Raw genomic sequence first — 19813 nt, forward strand, 5'->3', positions numbered from 1 at the left:
GCCGCCCGGGGAGGTTTCCTCCCGGGCGGCCCCGTGATCTAGCGGTGAGCGCCGTGGCTCAATCCGTCCCGGTGGGGATCAGAAGGTGAGCTTCCAGCTGTCGATCTTGCCGACGTCGGCGGACGCGAGGTCCGCGACGCGCAGCTTCCAGACGCCGTTGGCGACCTCGGAGGAGGCGTCCACGGTGAAGCTCTGGATGATGTTGTCCGCGCTGCCGCCGGAGCGGTTGCGCAGGTTGTAGAGGGTGCCGTCGGGGGCGACGAGGTCGACCTTCAGGTCACCGACGTAGGTGTGGAGGATGTTGACGTCCACCTTGAGGGTGCTCGGCGCGTTGCCGGAGCGGGTCACGGTGATCGGCGACTCGACCGTGGCGTTGTCGTTGATCGTGTAGTCCGCGGTGTTCTCGAAGACGTTCTGCTGGGCGGTGCCGACCGTCCAGGTGAAGGACGTCGTCCCGGTCTTGCTCGCCGAGTCGGTCACCGTGACGGTCACGTTGGACGTGGCCGCGGTGGTGGCCGTACCCGAGATCAGGCCGGTGGAGGCGTTGATCGACAGGCCGGCCGGCAGGCCGGTCGCCGCGTAGCTGAGCGCACCCGGATTGGTGCTGGTGGCCTGGACCTGCAGGCTCACCGCGGTGTTGATCTGGGTGGTCTGGTTCGGGATCGCGGTGACCGAGACGCCGCTGGGCGCGGGGCGCGATCCGACGGCGATGGCCGCCCAGGCGTGGGCCACGTTGTTGTACGTGGCCGAGCCGGAGCCGTACAGGTCGGCCGCCGCCTGCAGGGTCGCCGTACGGGCGGCCGCGTAGTTGGTGTTCGACTTGAAGTAGCCGACCGTCAGCGCGCGGAACCAGATCTTCGAGGCGGCCTCGCGGCCGATCGCGGTGACCGGGAGGCCGTCGGACGTGGGCGAGTTGTAGCTCACGCCGTTGATGACCTTGGCGCCCGAGCCCTCGGAGGCCAGGTAGTACCAGTGGTTGGCCGGGCCCGAGGAGTAGTGGACGTCGATGCCGCCGAGGCCCGAGTACCACGCGTCCTTGGAGCCGCCGTCCTTGCTCGGCTTGTCCATGTAGCGCAGCGGGGTGCCGTCGCCGTTGATGTCGATCTTCTCGCCGACGAGGTAGTCGCCGACGTCGTTGGCGTTGTTGGCGTTGAACTCGACGGCCGCCGCCATGATGTCGGAGGTCGCCTCGTTCAGGCCGCCGGGCTCACCGGAGTAGGTCATGTTGCCGGTGACCGAGGTCAGACCGTGGGTCATCTCGTGCGCGGCCACGTCGATCGAGGTCAGCGGGTGCGTGTTGCTGATGCCGTCGCCGTAGGTCATGCAGAAGCAGGAGTCGCTCCAGAACGCGTTGACGTACGCGTTGCCGTAGTGGACCCGGCTGTACGGCGCCACGCCGTCGTTGCGCAGGCCGTTGCGGCCGTGCACGTTCTTGTAGTAGTCCCACGTCAGCTGGGCGCCGTAGTGCGCGTCGGCGCCGGCGGTCGCCCGGTTCGAGGCGAGGCCGTTGCCCCAGGTGTCGCTGGTGCTGGAGAACAGGGTGCCGGTGCCGCTGCCCGTGCCCCCGTTGAGGTCGTAGGTCTTGTGGCTGCCGCGGACGGCGTCGGTCAGCGTGTAGTTGCTGCCCGACTGCGAGGTGCCGAGGGTGACCTGACCGCTGTACATGGTGTTGCCGATGCCGGTCTCGATCGCCTGCCACTCGGTGATCTTCGCGCCGGTCTTGGCGTTGGTGACCACGTGCAGTTCGCTCGGGGTGCCGTCGTGCTGGAGCCCGCCGACGACGGTCTCGAAGGCGAGGACCGGAGCGCCCTCGGCGGCCCAGATCACCTTGCGGGCGCCCTTGGAGGCCGTGGCGTCCTTGGCACCCGCCGCGTTGGCGGACTTGAGCGCGGTGCCCTCGGCCGAGGCCGGGGTGACGGTGGCGGTGGTGTCCGCGACCTTGATGTCCGCGTTCGTGGCCTTGGTGACGCTCTTGGTGGCGCCGTCCTTCGCGTGGACGGTCAGGTCACCGCCGAGCACCGGTATGCCGTCGTAGGTGCGCTCGTAGGTGGTGTGGGTGGTGCCGTCCGCGTCCTTGACCACGTCGCGGACGATGAGCTTCTCGGTGCCGGCGAGGCCGAGGGCCTTGGCCGCCTGCACGGTGGTGGAGTTCGCCTCGGCGAGGAGCGTCGCACGCTCCGAAGCGCTGAGTGCGCGGTTGGCCGCGCCCGGGTTGGCCTGGGCGACCGAAGCAGCCTGCGACGCGGTGGCGTCGGCGGTGGCGGTGCCGGTCTGGATGCCTACGGCGAGGAGAGCGGCCGCGGCGACAAGCGCGCCGGCCGTGGTGGCACGCCGCTGGGGGGTGGGACTCAACGCAGACTCCTTCTGCAAGGGGGGTTCCGGATGGCTGGGTGGGCCTCCGGGCAGATCAGGGCTGGTGCGCAGAACGGTCGAAGAGTGCCACTTGGCGGCTGCAATGTCAGGGCCGCGTCAAAATGTTGGCCGGAAACAGTTCGTTGTCCGAAGAGACGTATCCGGTATGCGGAGCATTCACTTTCGTGTGGGAGGGAAGCGCGCAATATCCGGAATGTGCGATACCGGTCGCTAACGCTTGCGCAACAAGCCGCCCGGTTCCCGCGAACGGGATTTGCCGTACGTATGTTTGTCGTACTGTTTCCCGGTGCGTCAGTCGTCCGCTGCCTGGGGAAGCCGCGGACGGACGCCGCTGTCATAGACAACGTGCCAGGGGGGCCCATGAGGCATGTCCATATTCCTGTGCAAAGAGTGGCCGCGAGAGCGCTCGCGTCGGCCGCGCCGGTTCGGGGGCTCGGCGACAAAGCGCGCTGGTACCTCCCGGCCGCGGTCACCGCGGACCTGATCGGCGCCGGCGTGCCCGTCGGCCTGGTCTTCGAGGCCGCGCACCAGGTCCGGCCCGGCTACTGCGCCCTCGGCGCCGCCCTGGCCTGGACCGGCGTACAGCTGCTGCGCCGGCGGTACGCGGGCCGCGTGCTCGGAGAATCCAGGGGAGTCCTGCCCGTCGTACACGACTGGCTGATTCTGATCGGCGTACTCGCCGTGGCCCGCGTGGTCACCGGCGAGGACACCCCCCGGCTGGCCGCACTCGGCGCCCTGCTGCCCGCTCTGCTCATCACCGTCGCCTGCCACAAACTGACCTACCGCCACCTCTCCGGCGCCCGGCGCGAGGCCCAGGCCGTGAGCCGGGTCCTGGTCGTCGGCGAGCCCGCCGCCGCCGAGTCCGTCATCGGGCACCTGGCCGCGCGCACCGACCACCCGTACGTGGTCGTCGGCGTGGTCCCGGTCGGCCCGGGGGAGCTGGACAGCGGGATGCCCGTCGCCGCGCGGCTCGGATCCACCATGGCGCCCCACCCCAACGGGGACCCGGCCGCCGTGCTCGACGCCGTCGCCGCCCACCGGGCCGACCTGGTGCTCGTCGCCCCCGGGACACGGCTCGCCGGTGACCGGCTGCGGCGGATCGCCTGGGCCCTGCACGACGCGGGACTGGAACTGGCGGTCTTCCCCGGGCTGGTGGAGGTCTCCGTCAAGCGGCTGGAGACCCTGTCCGTGGGCGGCCTGACCGTACTGCGGGTGGCGCCGCCGGTGAGCCGGGGCGTACAGACCCTGCTGAAGTCGGTGATGGACCGGGTGGCCGCGGCGCTCGGACTGGTGCTGCTGTCGCCGGCGTTCCTCGGGATGGTCCTGGCGATCCGGCTCGGCTCGCGCGGTCCGGCCTTCTACCGGCAGCTGCGCATCGGCCGGGACGGGGTCCCGTTCGTCATGTGGAAGTTCCGCACGATGGTCGTGGACGCCCACGCGATGAAGGCCGAGCTGTCCGGGGCCAACGAGAACGACGGCCTGATGTTCAAGATGCGCCGCGACCCCCGGGTGACCCGGGTCGGCCGGCTGCTGCGGCGCACGTCCATGGACGAACTGCCGCAGCTGATCAACGTGGTGGCCGGGGACATGTCCCTGGTCGGCCCGCGCCCTCCGCTGCCGGAGGAGGTGGCGAAGTACGACGAGGTCGAGCTGCGCCGGCTCACCGTGCGGCCGGGGATGACCGGGCTGTGGCAGATCAGCGGCCGGTCCGACCTGTCATGGGACGAAACGATCCAGCTGGACCTGCAGTACGTCGACAACTGGTCGTTCACCAGTGACGTCGACGTCATGGGCCGCACGCTCCGCGCCGTGGTCGACGGACGCGGAGCGTATTGAGGGCCGAAGCGTTGAGATCAGCCCTGCCCGTTGCCCGCCGCGCCGCCCGGCCCGCCGCTCTGCTCGCGCCACCACGCGTACGTGGCGGCGATGCCGTCGCGCAGCGGGACGGCGGGCTTCCAGCCGAGCGCGCGCAGCCGGGTCACGTCCAGCAGCTTGCGGGGGGTGCCGTCCGGCTTGGAGGTGTCCCACGCGAGCCGGCCCCGGAAGCCGGTCACTTCGGCGACCGTCTCGGCGAGCGCCTTGATGGTGAGGTCCTCGCCGCAGCCGATGTTGACAGGCTCGGCGCCGTCGTACTCGCGCAGCAGCACCGCGCAGGCGCCAGCCAGGTCGTCGACGTGCAGGAACTCCCGGCGGGGCGTGCCCGATCCCCACAGGGTGACCTCGTCCCGGCCCTCGGCCGCGGCCTCGTGGAAGCGGCGGATGAGGGCGGGCAGGACGTGCGAGGACTCCAGGTCGAAGTTGTCGCCCGGCCCGTAGAGGTTCGTCGGCATGGCCGAGATGTACGAGGCCCCGTACTGCTTGCGGTACGACTGGACCTGGACGATGCCGGCGATCTTCGCCAGGGCGTACGCCTCGTTCGTGGGCTCCAGCGGGCCGGTCAGCAGGGCGTCCTCGCTGATGGGCTGCGGCGCCAGCTTGGGGTAGATGCACGAGGAGCCGAGGAAGAGCAGCCGGCCGACGCGCGCCTCGTGGGCGCCGGCGACGACACTGAGCTGGATCTTGAGGTTGTCCTCGAGGAACTGCACCGGGAACGTGCTGTTGGCCATGATCCCGCCGACCTTGGCGGCGGCCAGGACGACGGCGTCGGGCCGGACGTCCCGCAGGTACGCCGCGGTCGCCGCGGCGTCGCGGAGATCGAGGTCGGCGCGGCCGCGGGTGAGCACCTCGTAGCCGTCGGCGGTGAGCCGGCGGACGACCGCGGACCCGACGAGGCCGCGGTGGCCGGCGACGAAGACACGGGCGTTCGGGGGCAGGAGCGGCGAACTTGTCATACCGCCGATGATGCCAGTCCGCTCGCCGCGGCCGAACAGGGGAGCCGCCGGGGAAGGTGCGGCTCCGGACCGCCCCGCGGTCCCGGACGCGCCCGGTCGCCGAGGCGGTCCGACGGCCCGCCGGGCAGGGTTTCCGGGCGTTTGCGCCCCGGTGGGGGTTGCGCCCCCGTAGGGCGACGGGTTGGTCCGAATCCGGCGGAAAGGGTTCCGGATGAGGCGTGTACGGTACCCATCCAGCCCCCTGCGGCCGGGCCCGGCGGGCCGGCCCGAACGAGCCCCGTGCAGCACCGCAAGCACCACGAGGCCCCGCAGCCTCAGTACAACAAGACCGCAACGATCCCCAGGGGGACCCCAATGGGCAAGACCGCGCTGATCACCGGCGTCACCGGGCAGGACGGCTCGTACCTCGCAGAGCTCCTGCTCTCCAAGGGCTACACGGTGCACGGGCTCGTGCGGCGCTCCTCCAGTTTCAACACGGAGCGGATCGACCACATCTACCAGGACCCGCAGACGGCGAACCGTTCCTTCGTGCTGCACCACGCCGACCTCTCCGACGGCGTCTCCCTGGTGAACCTGCTCCGCGACATACGCCCCGACGAGGTCTACAACCTCGGCGCGCAGTCGCACGTCCGCGTCTCCTTCGACGCGCCCCTGTACACCGGTGACGTGACCGGGCTGGGCGCGCTGCGCCTGCTGGAGGCGATCCGCGCCAGCGGCGTGGACACCCGCATCTACCAGGCCTCGTCCTCCGAGATGTACGGCGCGACCCCGCCGCCGCAGAACGAGGGCACCCCCTTCCACCCGCGCAGCCCGTACGGGGCCGCGAAGGTGTTCGCGTACTGGACGACGGTGAACTACCGCGAGGCGTACGGCATGTTCGCCGTCAACGGGATCCTCTTCAACCACGAGTCCCCGCGCCGCGGCGAGACCTTCGTGACCCGCAAGATCACTCGCGCGGTCGCCCGGATCAAGGCGGGCCTCCAGGAGAAGCTCTACCTCGGCAACCTCGACGCGGTGCGCGACTGGGGCTACGCCCCGGAGTACGTGGACGCCATGTGGCGGATGCTGCAGCAGGACGAGGCCACCGACTACGTCGTGGCCACCGGCGTCGCCGCCACCGTCCGCGAGTTCGTCGAGGCCTCCTTCGCCCACGCCGGCCTCGACTGGAACGCGCACGTCCGCTACGACCCCAAGTACGAGCGCCCCAGCGAGGTCGACGCCCTGATCGGTGACGCCTCCAAGGCGCACGAGCTGCTCGGCTGGAAGCCGACGGTCATGGTGGCCGAACTGGCCAAGATCATGGTCGACGCGGATGTCCGTCAGGTCGAGGACCAACTGGCGGGCGTGAGCGTCCGCATTGACCGCTGAGGCCTTATATTTCGCCTACGATTCGCCGTGTCCCGGTCATTCGCGCAGCTGTATGCGGGTGTGACCGGGTCAAACCTGCCATATGTCCGTAGCGCACCCTCCGTACGGAACCTCGTTGATTCCAAGTTGGTATGCAATGGGTCAAGTGCGGTGACCGGGCCCGCGCGCGCGCCCTAGTCTGCGCCAGTACATATGGCTGTTCGGATAGTTCAAGCCATTCAAACCGGGCAATTGCCCTGGGGGGCTCATGCGTAGATCCAGAGGGCTGACTGCTGCCCTCGTCCTGTCACTGGCCGGTGCCGGCACCGGTATAGGCCTGGTACTGATGCCCGAGGCCTCGGCCATCACCCAGCCGGTGGCCTTCACCGCCGACGAACTGCCGACGTGGCAGCCCAACGGCATCGTCTGGGCGATGGACCAGGCCAACGGCACGGTCTTCGCCGGTGGCACCTTCTCGGCGGTCCGCCCGCCGGACGGCGCGGCAGGCGCCGAGCAGGAAGCCGTGAACTTCGTCGCGCTCGACGCGGCGACCGGCGCACCGAGCTCCTGCAAGCTCTCCTTCACCACCGGCGACGGCAGCGCGACCGTGCGCGCCCTGGCCGTCTCGAAGGACAAGAAGACCCTTTACGCGGCCGGGTACTTCGGTGCCGTCAACGGCACCCCGGTCTCCAGCGTCGCCGCCATCGACATCGAGACCTGCACCCCCAAGGCCTCGTTCCACCCGGCCTTCCCGGCCACCGTGCGCGCGCTCGCCGTCACCGACGACACCCTGTACGCGGCCGGCGACTTCAGCACCGTCGAGGGCGAGACCCGCGAGCGGTTCGCCGCGGTCGACGCCACCTCCGGTGCGCTCAAGCCCTTCGTCGCCAACGTCGACGAGCCCGGCCGCGCCATCAAGATCAGCAACGACGGCGCCAACGTCCTGCTGGGCGGCGACTTCTTCACCGTCAACGGCAAGAACAGCCACGCGCTGGCCGTCGTGAACGCCACCACCGGCGCCGTCACCAAGACGTACGGCAACATCCCCTCGAACTCCGTCGTCAAGCACATCGCGGCGGACCAGACCGGCTACTACACCGGCAACGAGGGCTCGGGCGGCGGCGTCTTCGACGGCCGCATCGGCCTCACCACCGACTTCAACGAGAAGTGGCGCGACCGCTGCCTCGGTGCGACGCAGTTCGTCCTGCCGTACGACGGAGTCCTGTACAGCTCCTCGCACGCGCACGACTGCTCCCTCGAGGGCCAGTTCCCCGACGGCAAGCGCAACTTCCTGCTGGCGCAGCTGACCGACCACGAAGGCGCCGCCCCCGCGCCCGTGGGCGGTTTCGTGCGCAGCCCGCGCAAGCTCGGCTGGCACCCCACCGCCAACGACGGCCTCGGCGAGGGCATCGGCCCGCGCGTCATGGCCATCGCGGAGAAGAGCGACACCAAGTACATGTGGGTCGGCGGTGAGTTCACCCTCATCAACGGCAAGGCCCAGCAGGCCCTCACCCGCTTCGCCTCCACCGGTGACGTCGGCGCCCCGACCACCCCGGTCTCCAGCGCCTCCAGCGTCAAGCCCGGCGAGGCCCAGGTCCGCTGGCGCACCAGCTACGACCAGGACGACAGCAAGCTGACCTACCGCGTCTACCGCAACGGTTCGGCCACCCCGGTCGCCACCGTCAGCGCGGAGTCCCTGGAATGGGAGCGCCGCCAGGCCTCCTGGACCGACACCACGGTCAAGGCCGGTCTGTCCTACAGCTACCGCGTGACCGCGACCGACGCGGCCGGCAACACCAGCGCCCTGTCGGCCAGCACCGCGGTGACGGTCCCGACCGCGGTCAACGCCTACCCGGACCAGGTCCGCACGGACGGCGCCGAGCTGTTCTGGCGCTACGACGACACCGTCAGCCCGTACGTCGCCGACTCCTCGAACGGCAACACCAGCGGCATCCAGCTCAACGCCCCGGCGCTGCGCCAGAGCCCGGGGGCCGTCTCCGGCACCAGCACGGCCATGGGCTTCAACGGGACCAACCAGCAGGTGTACAGCGACCACCGCCAGACGGTCGCCAGCTCGTACACCCTCGAGACCTGGTTCAAGACGAGCTCCACGCGCGGCGGCAAGCTCATCGGCTTCGGCAACAACACGGACCGCAGCAGCAGCGCGTACGACCGGGTCATCTACATGACCAACAGCGGCCGCCTGTTCTTCGGCGCCGCCCCCAGCGGCGGCTGGAAGACCCTCTCCACGGGTCTGACCGACACGTTCAACGACAACAAGTGGCACCACGTCGTCGCCACGCAGGGCCCCTCGGGCATGGCGCTCTACGTCGACGGCCAGGCCAAGGGCACCAACAACGTCACGGGAGCCCAGCAGTACGAGGGCTTCTGGCACGTCGGCGGCGACAACCTCGGCGGCTGGACCTCCAGGCCGACGAGCAACTTCTTCGCCGGTCAGATCGACGAGACGGCCGTCTACCCGAAGGTCCTGACACCGGCCCAGGTCAAGAACCACTTCGACCTGGCCAAGGCCCCCACCGACACGGTCTCCACGGTCTCCGCGACCGAGGACACCTACATCAACCAGGGCGCCCCCGGCACGGCCTACGGCACGTCCACCTCGCTCGCGGTGCGCGGCACCTCGGCCTACGAGACGTACCTGCGCTTCGACATCCCGGCGGCTCCGTCCGGCCAGGTGCTGAAGTCGGCTTCGCTCCAGTTCAAGACCTCGACGGCGACGGGCGCCGGTACGGCCGACACCGTCTCCGCGGTTCCGGTCACCGGCACCTGGAGCGGCGCGGGCACGACCTTCAACACCAAGCCCACCCTCGGCACCACCCCGCTCGGCTCCATCGCGGGCGTGCCGGACGGCTCGTCCGTCCAGAGCGTCCAGCTGGACACGGCCGCGGTCTCCGCGGTCCTGGGCACCAACTACAGCCTGGGTCTGACCAGTGCGGGCACCGACGCGCTGTGGCTCTGGTCCTCGGAAGCGACGGCGGCGGACGCGAGCCCGAAGCTCGTCCTCACCTTCGGCGCGAAGTAACCGCTTGAGGGCCTGCGGGGCCCGGCCGTCCCGACGAACCGTCGGGCGGCCGGGCCCCGCACACCCATCTCATACGTACGGGAGCCACCTGATGTACCGACGCTCCGCAGCGGCTGCTGTCCTGCTGGCCGCCGCCCTGACGCTGACCGCCTGTAGTTCGGGCGGGAACGACAAGGCCGACGCCCCGGCCGCGTCGCCCAAGCCGCCGGCCGCCTCGCCGGCCGCCGACCCGGCGGACGCCCCGGCGCCGCCCTCGACGGACGCGAAGCCGACGGGACCCGTCCTGCCGGATGCGAAGCTCACCCCGAAGACGGGCACCTTCACCGCGACGGAGAAGAAGTACCTGACCGGTCGCGTTCCGGAGAAGATGGACCCGGCGGCCGTCCTCCAGAGCGGCCAGGAGTCCTGCCAGCGGGTGCAGCGCACCGCGAAGCACGACAACGACGCGGCGGTCGGCTCCATCGTGGCCGGGGAGATCCCGGGCGCGAAGGACGCGATCACCTTCCTGTGCCCCGACCAGAAGCCGGTCCTCGCGGCGGCCGAGAAGGGCTTCCCCGACGGCACGAAGGACTCCCCGGCGGCGGGCACCTACCGCGCGCTGACGCAGACCACCACGTGCACCTGGGAAGCCAAGGGCAAGGACGGCGCGGTCCTCGCCTCGGGCCCCGAAGCCCCGCTGAAGGCGGGCGACAAGGTCACCGCCACGATCCCGTCGGGCACGGCGCGGTTCACCTCGAACGGCTGCTACGCCTGGATCCCGGCGTAGCGACCCCTGCGTGACGCGCCCCCGCGCGGCCCGCCCCCGCTGCCCGAACTCACGGGCGGCGGGGGCGTTTTCGTTCCCGGAACGCGGGCAGGCGAAGTCCACACGGCGGGGTTCTCCCCGACCACGGATGTGGAGGCGAATTCGATGAGGGGCATCAGCGGTTGCATAGGCCTGATCGTGGTGGGGGCGATCCTCACCTTCGCGTCCGACTGGAAGATGCAGAGCGTCAATCTCGACCTGGTCGGGGTGATCATGATGGTGGCCGGCGCCATCGGCCTCGCGGTCTACGCGAGCGTCCTCAAGCGCCGCCGCGTCGGGGCCCTGCCGGTGGTCGACGAAACCCGTCGGGACCTCTGACGGCTCCGCCGTGCCGGTACGGCCCCTGTCCTCAGCGGGAGATGCCCCGATAGACGTCCAGCAGCGTGTCCAGGACCGCGTCCATCGAGAACGAGGACGCGGCGAGCGCGCGTGCGGACTTCGAGGCCGTGGCGTTCTCCGCCGGGTCCAGGAGGGACAGGACCGCTTCGGCCACGCCCGCCGGGCCGGGGGCGACCGCGCGGCCCGCGCCCGCCGCGGCGATGTCGCGGGCCAGGCCGTTGGAGTGGGTGACCACCGGAGGGACGCCGACCGACAGGGCTTCGAGGACCGACATGGGGAACGGTTCGTCCACCGAGGGCAGTACGTAGACGTGGGCGCGGCGCAGCTCCGTCAGGACCTCGGAGCCGGAGAGGGCGCCCGGGACGGTGAAGCGGGAGCCGAGGCCCAGTTCGGCGATGCGGGCGCGGACCGCCGGGAGTTCGCCCTCGTCCGGGCCGGCCACCACGAACTGCGCGTCCGGGTGCACCGCCAGCACCGCCGGGGCCGCGTCCACGAAGTCCACCGGGCGCTTGCGGGCCTGCAGGCGGGCCGAGTACAGGATCCGCGGAGGCCCGGACGGGGCGGGGCGCTCGTCCTGGGCCGGGGTGCCGTTCACCAGCCGCAGCGACCGGGGCAGGGCGCCGCCGACGACCGCGTCGAGGCCCTCCCGCTCGTGCGGGGTCAGGTGGAGCACCGCGTCGGCGCCGCGCAGCAGGCGGCGTACCGCCACCGCGTCCAGCACCTTGGCCAGGAGCTTCTCGCTCGGGTCGACCATGCCGTGGGTCTGCAGGACGAGGCGTTTGCGGGCGCGCAGCGCCGCCAGGGCCACGGGCAGGGTGACCAGGTCCCGGGCCAGGTGGACGTGGACCACGTCCGCGTCCCGCACCAGGCGGCCCGCCGAGGCGAGCAGGGCGGGCGAGGTCATCCCGCTGAAGCCGAGGGGGAGCAGGCGCCGGGCCGGGAAGAGCTTCGCCGGGACGCCTTCCACCGAGGTCGGCCAAGGGTCCGCGAACCCTTCGCCCAGCGCCAGCAGGCCCGCCTCGTGGCCGCGTTCGCGCAGCCCCTTCGCGAGGTTCAGCGCGACCCGCACCGGCCCGCCGAAGGCGTGCGTGGGGGAGTGCAGGGTGACGGCGTGCAGGACTCTCACTTGGGCTCCTCGACGGGGCGGCGCTGCCCGTCCTGGGTCTGCAGGGTCAGGGCGGGCAGGTCCCGGTGGACCACGGAGCCCGCGCCCGCCACCGCGCACCGGCCGACCGTGACGCCCGCCAGCACGGTGGCCCGTACGGCCACCCACGCGCCGTCCTCGACGGAGATCGGCGCGTTGCGGTAGCGGAAGTCGGCGGCCCGGTGGTCGTGCGAGCCCGTGCACAGCAGGGCCTCCTGGGAGAGGCACACGTGCGAGCCGATCGTGACCGGCTCCAGGTTCAGCAGCCAGGCGCCCTCGCCGATCCACGTGTGGTCGCCCACGGTCAGCTTCCAGGGCCACAGCACCCGCACCTTGTGGCGGATCAGCACCCCTTCGCCGATCTGCGCCCCGAAGGCGCGCAGCAGCGAGACCCGCAGCCGCGCCGGGCAGAACCAGCTCATGAACAGCGTGTTCATCACGGCGAACCAGAGCGCCTGCGTCAGCAGCCCGCGCCCCTTGTCGTACCCGGCCAGTGTGAAGGCAGGAAGATCACGCACAGCAGCCCCTCATCGTCCGCCCCATCGTCCGCACCACCGTCCGCACCACGTCCGCCGCGCCCTCCGGCCCACGGGCGCCTCCCCGGGCGCCGACCGCTCAGACTAGACTGCGCCCGGATCAGGCACGGGGGGTGGGGGCAACGGTGGCAACCGACATGCGCGAGACGGCGGTCCGTCCCCCCGCGCCCACGTCCCCGCCGCACCCCGACGAAGAGAAGAACTGGGGCAGGGTCACCACTCCGCGGACCCTGCTCTCCCGGGCGCTCTCCGTCCCGCTGGCCCTCGGATTCACCGTCTTCCTGCCCCTCGTCGTCGCCGCCCAGCCCGGCGCCGGCCAGCGCGACGCCGCCTTCTGGCTACAGCTCCTGCTCACCATGTACGCGGGCGCCCGCCTGTCCGCCATGGTCCTGACCAGCCGCCGCAAGCTCCTCCAGGGCTCGTTCTGGCTCTTCGTCTACATGGCCATGGGCGTGGCCCCCCTCGCCCAGGCCGTCCTCGGCCAGGTCCCCACCCCGGTCGTCGGCCCGCGCTCCGACCTCACCGTCGCCATCGGTCTGGTGCTGCTCGGCTGCGCCGCCTTCGACGTGGGCGTGCTGCTCGCCCGGCACCGGCCGGCCGGCCGCGCCGGAGGCTCGCAGAAGGAGCCGCGCCCGGTCATGGCGCACCGGCGGCGGCTCCAACTGCTGGCCGCCGTGTCGTTCCTGGGGAGCGCCGCCCTCATCATGAAGCTCGGCGGCCCGGCGGTCTTCTTCTCCAGCCGCCAGGAGATCATCGCGGGCATCGAGGAGGCGGGCGTCTCCCAGGACGGCCAGGCCGGCCAGGCGCTGCTGCGCGGCTTCGGCACCGTCCCGGCGCTGCTGTCCCTGCTGCTGTACACGCGCTGGCTGATCACGTCCAAGTTCGCCCGCCGCAAGGTGTCGGTCATCGTCACCTGGGCGGCACTGGCCGCCCTCAACCTGGTGGTCAACAACCCGATCTCGAACCCGCGCTACTGGTTCCTCACCGTCATGTTCTCGCTGCTCTTCACGATCTTCCCGGTGAGCGCGGCGATGTACCGGGTGGCGCTGTCCATGGCCGTCGTGATCGCCCTGCTCGTCTTCCCGTTCGCGGACCGCTTCCGCTACGACGAGAAGAACTACAAGCCCGTCGAGACGACCTCGTTCCTGGAGCCGATGGCGCTCAAGGACTACGACCAGATCGGCATGTTCGCGAACACGATCACCTTCTCCAACTCCGGCCCCGGCCATTCCTACGGGCGCCAGCTCGCGGGATCCGTCTTCTTCGCGGTGCCGCGCACCATGTGGCCCGCCAAGCCCCGCGACACGGGCGTGATGGTGGGCCAGTGGATGGGCACGGTCAACACCAACCTCTCCTCCCCGATCTGGGCGGAGCTGTGGATCGACTTCGGGCCGCTGGGGATGGGCGCGGGACTCCTCGGGATGGGGTACGCCTCCGCCCGCGTCGACCGCCGCTACGCGAAGCGCGCCACCCGGCGTTCGCCACCTGGCAGCCTGATCTCCGTGGTGGTTCCGCTGGTCGCCGGGTACTCGTTCATCCTGCTGCGCGGGCCGCTGCTGCAGGCCTCGGGGCGCGTGGCCATCGCCGCGATGTGCCTCGCGCTCGTGGCCACGTACCGGCAGGACAAGGGCGCCGGGCTGCGCTGACGGGCCCCGCCCGCGGTACGGCCCGCGGCGCCTCAGACGGCGGCCGGCTCCGAGGCCGTACCGGGGGCCGTGCCGCAGGCCGTCGGAGCGGGCGTCTCCAGTCGGGCCACCCGCAGCCAGCCCGCCGCCGCCTTCGCGGCGGAGCCGAGCGCCAGCCCCCACGCGGCCCCGGCCACGCCCCACACGGCGTAGCCGCCGAGCAGGAGTGCGACCGACAGCAGCGAGAAGACGACCTGCAGCGAGAGCGTGGCCTTCGGGTTGAGCACCCGCAGGGTCAGCAGCGCGCAGGTGCCCAGGCCCATGACCGCGTACTGCGCGCCCGTCGCGGGCAGCAGCGCGGCCGCCGCCGTCCAGCTGTCGCCGAGCAGTTCGCGGCCCAGCCGGTCGGGCAGCGCGTACAGCACGGCCCCCCAGGCGGCGCCGGTCACCGCCAGCGCCCCGCCCATCAGGGCGGTCAGCCGGACCACGCCCCGCTTGCCGCGGGCCCGGCCCACGACGGGCGGGCCGAAGGAGCTCGCGGAGTTGAACAGCACGTTCAGCGGGCCGAAGAGGGTGGTGGCGCCGCGCAGCGCGCCGACGGCCAGCGGGGTCGCGAAGACGCCGAGGCCCAGCACGGCCAGCTGGCTGGAGCCGCTGCCCACCGCGAACTCGACGACGAACCGCTGCCCCAGGTGCCCGCGCCGCAGGTACGGCCGGACCTCCCGGACCAGTTCGGCGGCCCCCTCCCCGCGCACCGACGGCCACACCAGCCACAGGCCCAGCGCGAGCGCGGGCAGCGCCGAAACCCCCCACACCAGCACCAGCCGGGCCGCGGAGGCCCCTTCGGGCTGGAGCAGCAGCGCCGGTACGACGCAGGCGAGGCGCAGCGCGTCGGCGGCCAGCGCCCGTTGCGGAGCCCGCAGGGCGGAGAAGCAGTAGCGCAGCCCGTCCTGCACCAGCACCAGGGGCAGTATGAGCCCCAGCGCGAGGAACGCCCGGCCGGGGGCCCCGGGCAGCAGCAGTCCTACGAGGGCCAGTACGGCGCCCACCGCGGCCGAGGCGGCCCCGGTGAACGCGAGACCGGCCCGGCACGCGGCGCCGAGCCTGCCCGGGACCTCGTCCGGGGGGACCCCCGAGCCCTTTTCCAGGACCAGGCTCTGGCCGACGTAGGCCATGTTCAGGCCGAGGAGCACGGTGAAGGTCACGTAGACCATGGAGAAGTCGGCGAAGCCGGCCGCGGAGGAGAGCCGCGCGGCCAGCACCAGCACCAGGATGTTCGTCGCACTGGACGCGGCCTGGTCCAGGACGGACGCGACCGCGGCGAGAGCCCCGCGGCTCACCGCCGGCCCGTGCGCACCGTACGCAGGGCGACCGTGTCGGTCCCGTCGCCCGGGATGTGCTGCGCCGCGTCGGCGGCCGCCACCTCGTACGGGATCGGCTGGGGCTCGCGGTTCCGGGAAAGGGGAGCGGCGGCGGCCGGGGCCGTGGGAGCGGGGACGCCGCCCCTGCGGAACGGGCCGCCGCGCTTGTTCTCGCCGGGCAGCGGCGTGTGCAGCACGGCGCCGAGCACCGTGCCGCCCGCGCCGCTGATCAGCTCGCGGATGCGGGACAGGTCGGTGCGGTGCACCGCGCGCGGGTCGCAGACCACCAGGACCCCGTCGACGCGGTCCACGAGCGCGAGCGCGTCGGCGTACGAGAGCACGGGCGGCGCGAGCACCACGACGGTGGAGTTGGGGGAGTCGGCCTCGGAGATCAGGCGGGTGGCGCGCGGGGAGGTCAGCGCGCGGGGCACGTTGCGCACCCGCTCGCCCGGGATCAGGTCGAAGGAACCGGACTCCCCGGCGTCCACGACGAGCTGGCGCCCGTCGGGCCACTCGGGTTCCCCGTGCTGTCCGCCCGGCGTCTGGCTCCAGCGCGGCCGGCCGCCCGCGTCCGTCGGCAGCTGGCTGGCCAGCACCGGGGTGCGCAGATCGGCCTCGATGAGCAGGACGTCCTTGCCGGTCTCCGCGAAGGAGGCGGCCAGGTTCACCGCCACGGCGGCGGCGGTCTCGCTGCTGCCGCGCGGGGCGATCACGAGGAGCCGGCGCCGGTCGGCGAACCGGGAGTCGTAGGCGAGCCGGAAGGCCACCGAGCGGAATTCCTCGGCGAGCCGGGGGTCCTCCTCGCCGGCCGCGAGCAGCGGACCGCCGTCGCCCTTGCCCCGGGGCAAGGAGCCCAGTACGGGAGCGCGCAGGGCGCGGGCGACATCGCCCTCGGAGCGCGGCGCCGGATCGAAGACGAGCCGCACCCAGGCCGCGAGCAGACCGAGCGCGAGGCCCACGGCCGAGCCGAGCGCGAGCGACATGACGAGGCCGGGGCCGTCCGTCGAGTGCGGCGGCACGGCGGTGCTGGTGACCCGGCCCGGGGTCATGTCCAGGGCCTGGAGCTTGGCGATGTTGCTGTTGAGGGTGTTGACCTTGCTCTGGTGGTCGGTCTTGGAGGAGTACGCCGCGTCGCGCGCCGGGCCGGCCGGCATGGAGTTGATCTGCTTGACGAGGTCGTCGAGCTGCTTGGCCACCGGGTCGCGCTGATCCTGGTAGCCCTTGACCATCTTGTCGCGGGTGACGTCGAGGGCCTCCTGCCGCTTGAGCAGGTAGGCCTCGCTCATCGCGTTGGCGCGCTTGGCGGCCTCGGCGGGGGAGGCCGCGGTGTAGGTGAAGCGCAGCACCATCGTCTGCGGCGGGTTGGTCACCTGCAGGCCGCTGCGCAGGGCGCGGAAGCCGGAGGCCGGGACACCGAGCTTCTTCGCGGCCTCGTTGGCTATGGAGCTGGAGAGCGCGACCTGGCGCTCCGAGCCGATGTTGATCGCCTTGTCGGGGGCGAGGCTCGGGTTGAACGGGTCGTCGGTGGGCGCGCGCAGCACGATGTCGGCGGTGGCCACGTAGGTGTCCGCCGTGGAGACGCCGAGGTAGACCCCGCCCAGCAGGCCGATGCCCACGCCCGCGCCGATGAGCCGACGGTAGCGCAGGAGCTGACGGAACTGGTCCCGGAGGAGGTCGGGTTCGTCCTCGGCCGGAGCCGCTGCCGGTCGGTTGGTCTCGATCACGGCCGGGGACCCCCAAGTGCTTCGTCTATCAGTGCGTCGATGCGGGCCAGGCCCGCTTCACGGCTGAGATGGGCCGCCACGTGGCGGGGCCCGGCCGCGCCCAGCGCGTCCGCGCCGGCGGGGTCCTGCGCCAGGGCCCGTACGGCCTTCAGCAGGGCCTCGGGGTCCTCCGGCGGTACGAGCACCCCCGCGCCCGAGCGCTCCACCTCCTGGGCGGTACCGCCCTGCGCCGCGACGGAGGCGACGACGGGGCGGCCGGCCTGGAAGTAGGAGGTCAGCTTGGACGGCACGCTCATGTCCATGACGGCGGCGTGCTGCGTGACCGCGAGCACGTCCGCCGCGGCGAGGATATCGGGGAACTCCCCGTCGGCGGCAGGGGGAATGATGTCCAGATTCGGGACGTCGGCCGCGAGGTCGGCGAGCGCGGAGCGCTGGCTGCCGTCGCCCATGAGGACGAAACGGACGCTCGGGTCCAGCCGGGCGGCGCCGACGAGGACCTCCAGCCCCTGCTTGAGCCCCATGTTCCCGGAGTGCAGGACGACCGTCTGCCCGGGTGCCCAGCCGAGGTGGTGGCGGGTCCGGCCGCGCGGCTTGGTGGGCAATGCCACGTGCGACCAGTTCGGGACGAGCCGGATCTTCTTCGGATCCACGCCCATCCCGACGACGCGGTCCACGAAGGTCTCGTGGATGACGCCGACGAGGGCGGCCCGCTTGAGGGCGTAGGCCTCCGCGCGGCCGGCCAGGGCGGCCGCCTTGTCGCCGCCGCTGATCCCGCTCTGCGCGGCGGCGGCGCCCATCAGGTCCTGGACCACGGGGACGTAGGGCACCTTCCAGCGCGCCGCGAGGCGGGCGGCCAGCAGGCCGCCGGCCAGGCTCGGCATCTGGGCGAGGACCGCGTCGGGCTTCGGCATCCGGGGCGGGGCCACGGCGCCGTGCAACAGAATCGATCCTTCAAAAAGCGCCCGGCGCAGGGCGGTCTGGCGCGGCGGCACGGTGTGCGCGCGCCGGTGCACGGTGACTCCCGCGCGCCGTTCCGTGCGCCGCAGCGCCCCCTTGTACTCCGGCTCGACGGCCCACGCCGGGTAGTGCGGCATGCCCGCCAGGACATGGGTCTCGTGACCGAGATTCGCCCAGTGCTCCGCGATCTGGGTGGCGTACGGGCCGATTCCCGTGTGCTCGGGGGCGTAATTCGTGGAAACCAGCAGTAGGCGCCGGTGGCCGGATCTCGACACGGGACGTCCCCCTTCTCCCCAGGATGATGCGCACGTCACCCTATTCGTTCACCGACGTGGTGAGGAACGTGCACGCTATTGTCTGCTAATCCGCCACACCGGGGGGTGTGGCTTATGGGGGGTAACAGATGACCGAGCGGGACTTGTCCGAATTTGCCGCGCCCGCGCGCAGACCGTACCGAGTGGGCTACGCGCCGGGCGCCTACGACCTGTTCCACATCGGACATCTCAACATCCTTCGGCACGCCCGGAGTCAGTGCGACTACCTGGTGGCCGGGGTCGTTTCCGACGAAATGGCGGAAATCGCCAAGGGGCGGCGCCCGATGATCCCGCTCGTCGAGCGGCTGGAGATCGTGCGCAGCGTCAAGTACGTGGATGCGGCATTCGTCGAGACCGTCCCGGACAAGGTGGAAACGTGGAAGCAAGTCCGCTTCGACGTCATCTTCAAGGGCGACGACTGGCGCGGCACCCCCAAGGGGGACCGGCTGGAAAAGGACTTCGCCGAGCACGGGGTCGACGTCGTCTACTTCCCGTACACGGTGCACACCTCCAGCACCCAGCTGCGCCGGGCGCTGGACGCGCTCTCGCAGCCGCTCGCCGCGGAGCAGCGGGGCTGAGCACCCCGCCGACGGGCCGCCCGGCCTCCGGTGGCGGCCGCCCGGCCGCCGGCCGCCCCGCCCCGGGTCACCTGGGTACGGCGCTGAGTTCCCGGTACCACTTCGCGAGGAACGCCAGCAGGAACAGCGCGGCCACGGCGCCCATCCCCGCGTACGCCCAGCGGAACAGTTCCCCACCGCCCAGCAGCAGGAACACCAGGCAGAACACCCCGTAGTCCACGGGCAGCAACGCCACCGCGCGCACGGTCGAAGGCGCGGCGGCGGCGCTCCCGGGCGCCGGCTTGGGCTTGAGCTTCTCCGTCAGCAGCCCGCCGAAGAAGGTGACCACGGAGGCGAACTGGAAGCCCAGCGGCACCAGCAGCCAGCCGGCCCCGCCCGTGCCGCCCCCGCCCGTGCCGTACGCGTCGGGGAAGCGGTAGAAGGCGATCAGCACGCACGAGTGCAGCGCGGTGAGCTTCGCGCAGTCCACGACGTGGTCCAGCCACTCGCCGGACGCGCTGCCGCCCCCGCGCAGCCGGGCCAGCTGCCCGTCGGCGGAGTCGAAGGCGAAGCCCACGGCGAGCGAGGCCCACACCGCGATCCCCAGCCCCCACGAGGGCGCGACCAGGGCGACCGCAGCCGCGGCGGCGAAGCTGAAGGCGGCGCTGACCAGCGTCACCTGGTTCGGGGTGAGCCCGATCACGTGCGACCCGGCGGCCAGGTACCGCCCGGCCGGCCGGTTGACGAACCGCGAATAGAGCGACACGCCCTTCGCCGACTTCTGCGCCCCGCGCAGCTCCCGCAGCGCGGTTCCGACACTTGCCATCGACACAACCCCTCGAACACCCGTATACGCG

Annotated in this window: 15 protein-coding genes; 7 read left to right on the forward strand and 8 right to left on the reverse strand. The window is 72.0% G+C overall.

The window, feature by feature from the left end:
- Window positions 1-78 precede the first annotated feature (78 nt).
- Window positions 79-2352 carry a M4 family metallopeptidase gene (locus J7E97_RS01230; RefSeq protein WP_215021386.1) on the reverse strand — a complete coding sequence of 758 codons (2274 nt, stop codon included), beginning with the start codon at window positions 2350-2352 and terminating at the stop codon, window positions 79-81.
- Between the two features lie 381 nt (window positions 2353-2733).
- Between J7E97_RS01230 and J7E97_RS01235 the strand changes: the two genes are divergently transcribed.
- A complete protein-coding gene (locus tag J7E97_RS01235; RefSeq protein WP_215021387.1) occupies window positions 2734-4209 on the forward strand; it encodes a sugar transferase in 1476 nt (491 codons plus the stop codon).
- Between the two features lie 17 nt (window positions 4210-4226).
- Here J7E97_RS01235 and J7E97_RS01240 read toward each other — a convergent pair whose 3' ends face one another.
- Window positions 4227-5204 (reverse strand): GDP-L-fucose synthase, encoded by a 978-nt coding sequence (locus tag J7E97_RS01240; RefSeq protein WP_215021388.1) that lies wholly within the window; start codon window positions 5202-5204, stop codon window positions 4227-4229.
- A 354-nt stretch (window positions 5205-5558) separates the two neighbouring features.
- Between J7E97_RS01240 and gmd the strand changes: the two genes are divergently transcribed.
- The 4 genes from gmd to J7E97_RS01260 all read left to right on the forward strand — a co-directional run bounded on the left by gmd (window position 5559) and on the right by J7E97_RS01260 (window position 10717).
- On the forward strand, window positions 5559-6572 hold the full coding sequence (gene gmd, locus J7E97_RS01245) for a GDP-mannose 4,6-dehydratase (protein ID WP_215021389.1): 1014 nt from the start codon (window positions 5559-5561) through the stop codon (window positions 6570-6572).
- A gap of 247 nt (window positions 6573-6819) precedes the next feature.
- A complete protein-coding gene (locus tag J7E97_RS01250; protein ID WP_215021390.1) occupies window positions 6820-9594 on the forward strand; it encodes a LamG-like jellyroll fold domain-containing protein in 2775 nt (924 codons plus the stop codon).
- A 91-nt stretch (window positions 9595-9685) separates the two neighbouring features.
- Window positions 9686-10360, forward strand: a complete 675-nt coding sequence (locus J7E97_RS01255; protein WP_215021391.1) for a hypothetical protein — start codon at window positions 9686-9688, stop codon at window positions 10358-10360.
- A gap of 144 nt (window positions 10361-10504) precedes the next feature.
- The gene (locus J7E97_RS01260; RefSeq protein WP_215021392.1) at window positions 10505-10717 is read left to right on the forward strand and encodes a hypothetical protein; all 213 of its coding nucleotides are present in this window, start codon (window positions 10505-10507) and stop codon (window positions 10715-10717) included.
- 31 nt (window positions 10718-10748) lie between these two features.
- On the opposite strand, the gene J7E97_RS01265 is transcribed toward J7E97_RS01260, so the two are convergent.
- Window positions 10749-11864: a glycosyltransferase gene (locus J7E97_RS01265; RefSeq protein ID WP_215021393.1), complete on the reverse strand. Its 1116-nt coding sequence runs from the start codon at window positions 11862-11864 to the stop codon at window positions 10749-10751.
- Window positions 11861-12400, reverse strand: coding sequence for a WcaF family extracellular polysaccharide biosynthesis acetyltransferase (locus tag J7E97_RS01270; protein ID WP_215021394.1), 540 nt, complete (start codon window positions 12398-12400; stop codon window positions 11861-11863). The genes J7E97_RS01265 and J7E97_RS01270 overlap by 4 nt, the downstream gene beginning before the upstream one ends.
- A 155-nt stretch (window positions 12401-12555) precedes the next feature.
- On the opposite strand from J7E97_RS01270, the gene J7E97_RS01275 reads away from it, so the two are divergent.
- Window positions 12556-14064 (forward strand): hypothetical protein, encoded by a 1509-nt coding sequence (locus J7E97_RS01275; protein ID WP_215021405.1) that lies wholly within the window; start codon window positions 12556-12558, stop codon window positions 14062-14064.
- A gap of 32 nt (window positions 14065-14096) precedes the next feature.
- Here J7E97_RS01275 and J7E97_RS01280 read toward each other — a convergent pair whose 3' ends face one another.
- The 3 genes from J7E97_RS01280 to J7E97_RS01290 are packed head-to-tail and all read right to left on the reverse strand — an operon-like array spanning window position 14097 to window position 18330.
- Window positions 14097-15383: a hypothetical protein gene (locus tag J7E97_RS01280; RefSeq protein ID WP_215021395.1), complete on the reverse strand. Its 1287-nt coding sequence runs from the start codon at window positions 15381-15383 to the stop codon at window positions 14097-14099.
- The gene (locus tag J7E97_RS01285) at window positions 15380-17128 is read right to left on the reverse strand and encodes a lipopolysaccharide biosynthesis protein (protein ID WP_215021396.1); all 1749 of its coding nucleotides are present in this window, start codon (window positions 17126-17128) and stop codon (window positions 15380-15382) included. Before J7E97_RS01285 ends, J7E97_RS01280 begins: the two co-directional genes overlap by 4 nt.
- Window positions 17125-18330, reverse strand: coding sequence for a glycosyltransferase (locus J7E97_RS01290; protein ID WP_215021406.1), 1206 nt, complete (start codon window positions 18328-18330; stop codon window positions 17125-17127). The genes J7E97_RS01285 and J7E97_RS01290 overlap by 4 nt, the downstream gene beginning before the upstream one ends.
- Before the next feature lie 158 nt (window positions 18331-18488).
- Here J7E97_RS01290 and J7E97_RS01295 point away from each other — a divergent pair, with 158 nt between their 5' ends.
- A complete protein-coding gene (locus tag J7E97_RS01295; protein WP_215021397.1) occupies window positions 18489-18977 on the forward strand; it encodes an adenylyltransferase/cytidyltransferase family protein in 489 nt (162 codons plus the stop codon).
- A 67-nt stretch (window positions 18978-19044) separates the two neighbouring features.
- Here the strand turns inward: J7E97_RS01295 and J7E97_RS01300 are convergent, their stop codons facing one another.
- Window positions 19045-19782, reverse strand: a complete 738-nt coding sequence (locus J7E97_RS01300) for a CDP-alcohol phosphatidyltransferase family protein (protein WP_215021398.1) — start codon at window positions 19780-19782, stop codon at window positions 19045-19047.
- Window positions 19783-19813 lie beyond the last annotated feature (31 nt).

This window comes from Streptomyces sp. ISL-66 (assembly GCF_018614135.1).
Lineage (GTDB): Bacteria > Actinomycetota > Actinomycetes > Streptomycetales > Streptomycetaceae > Streptomyces.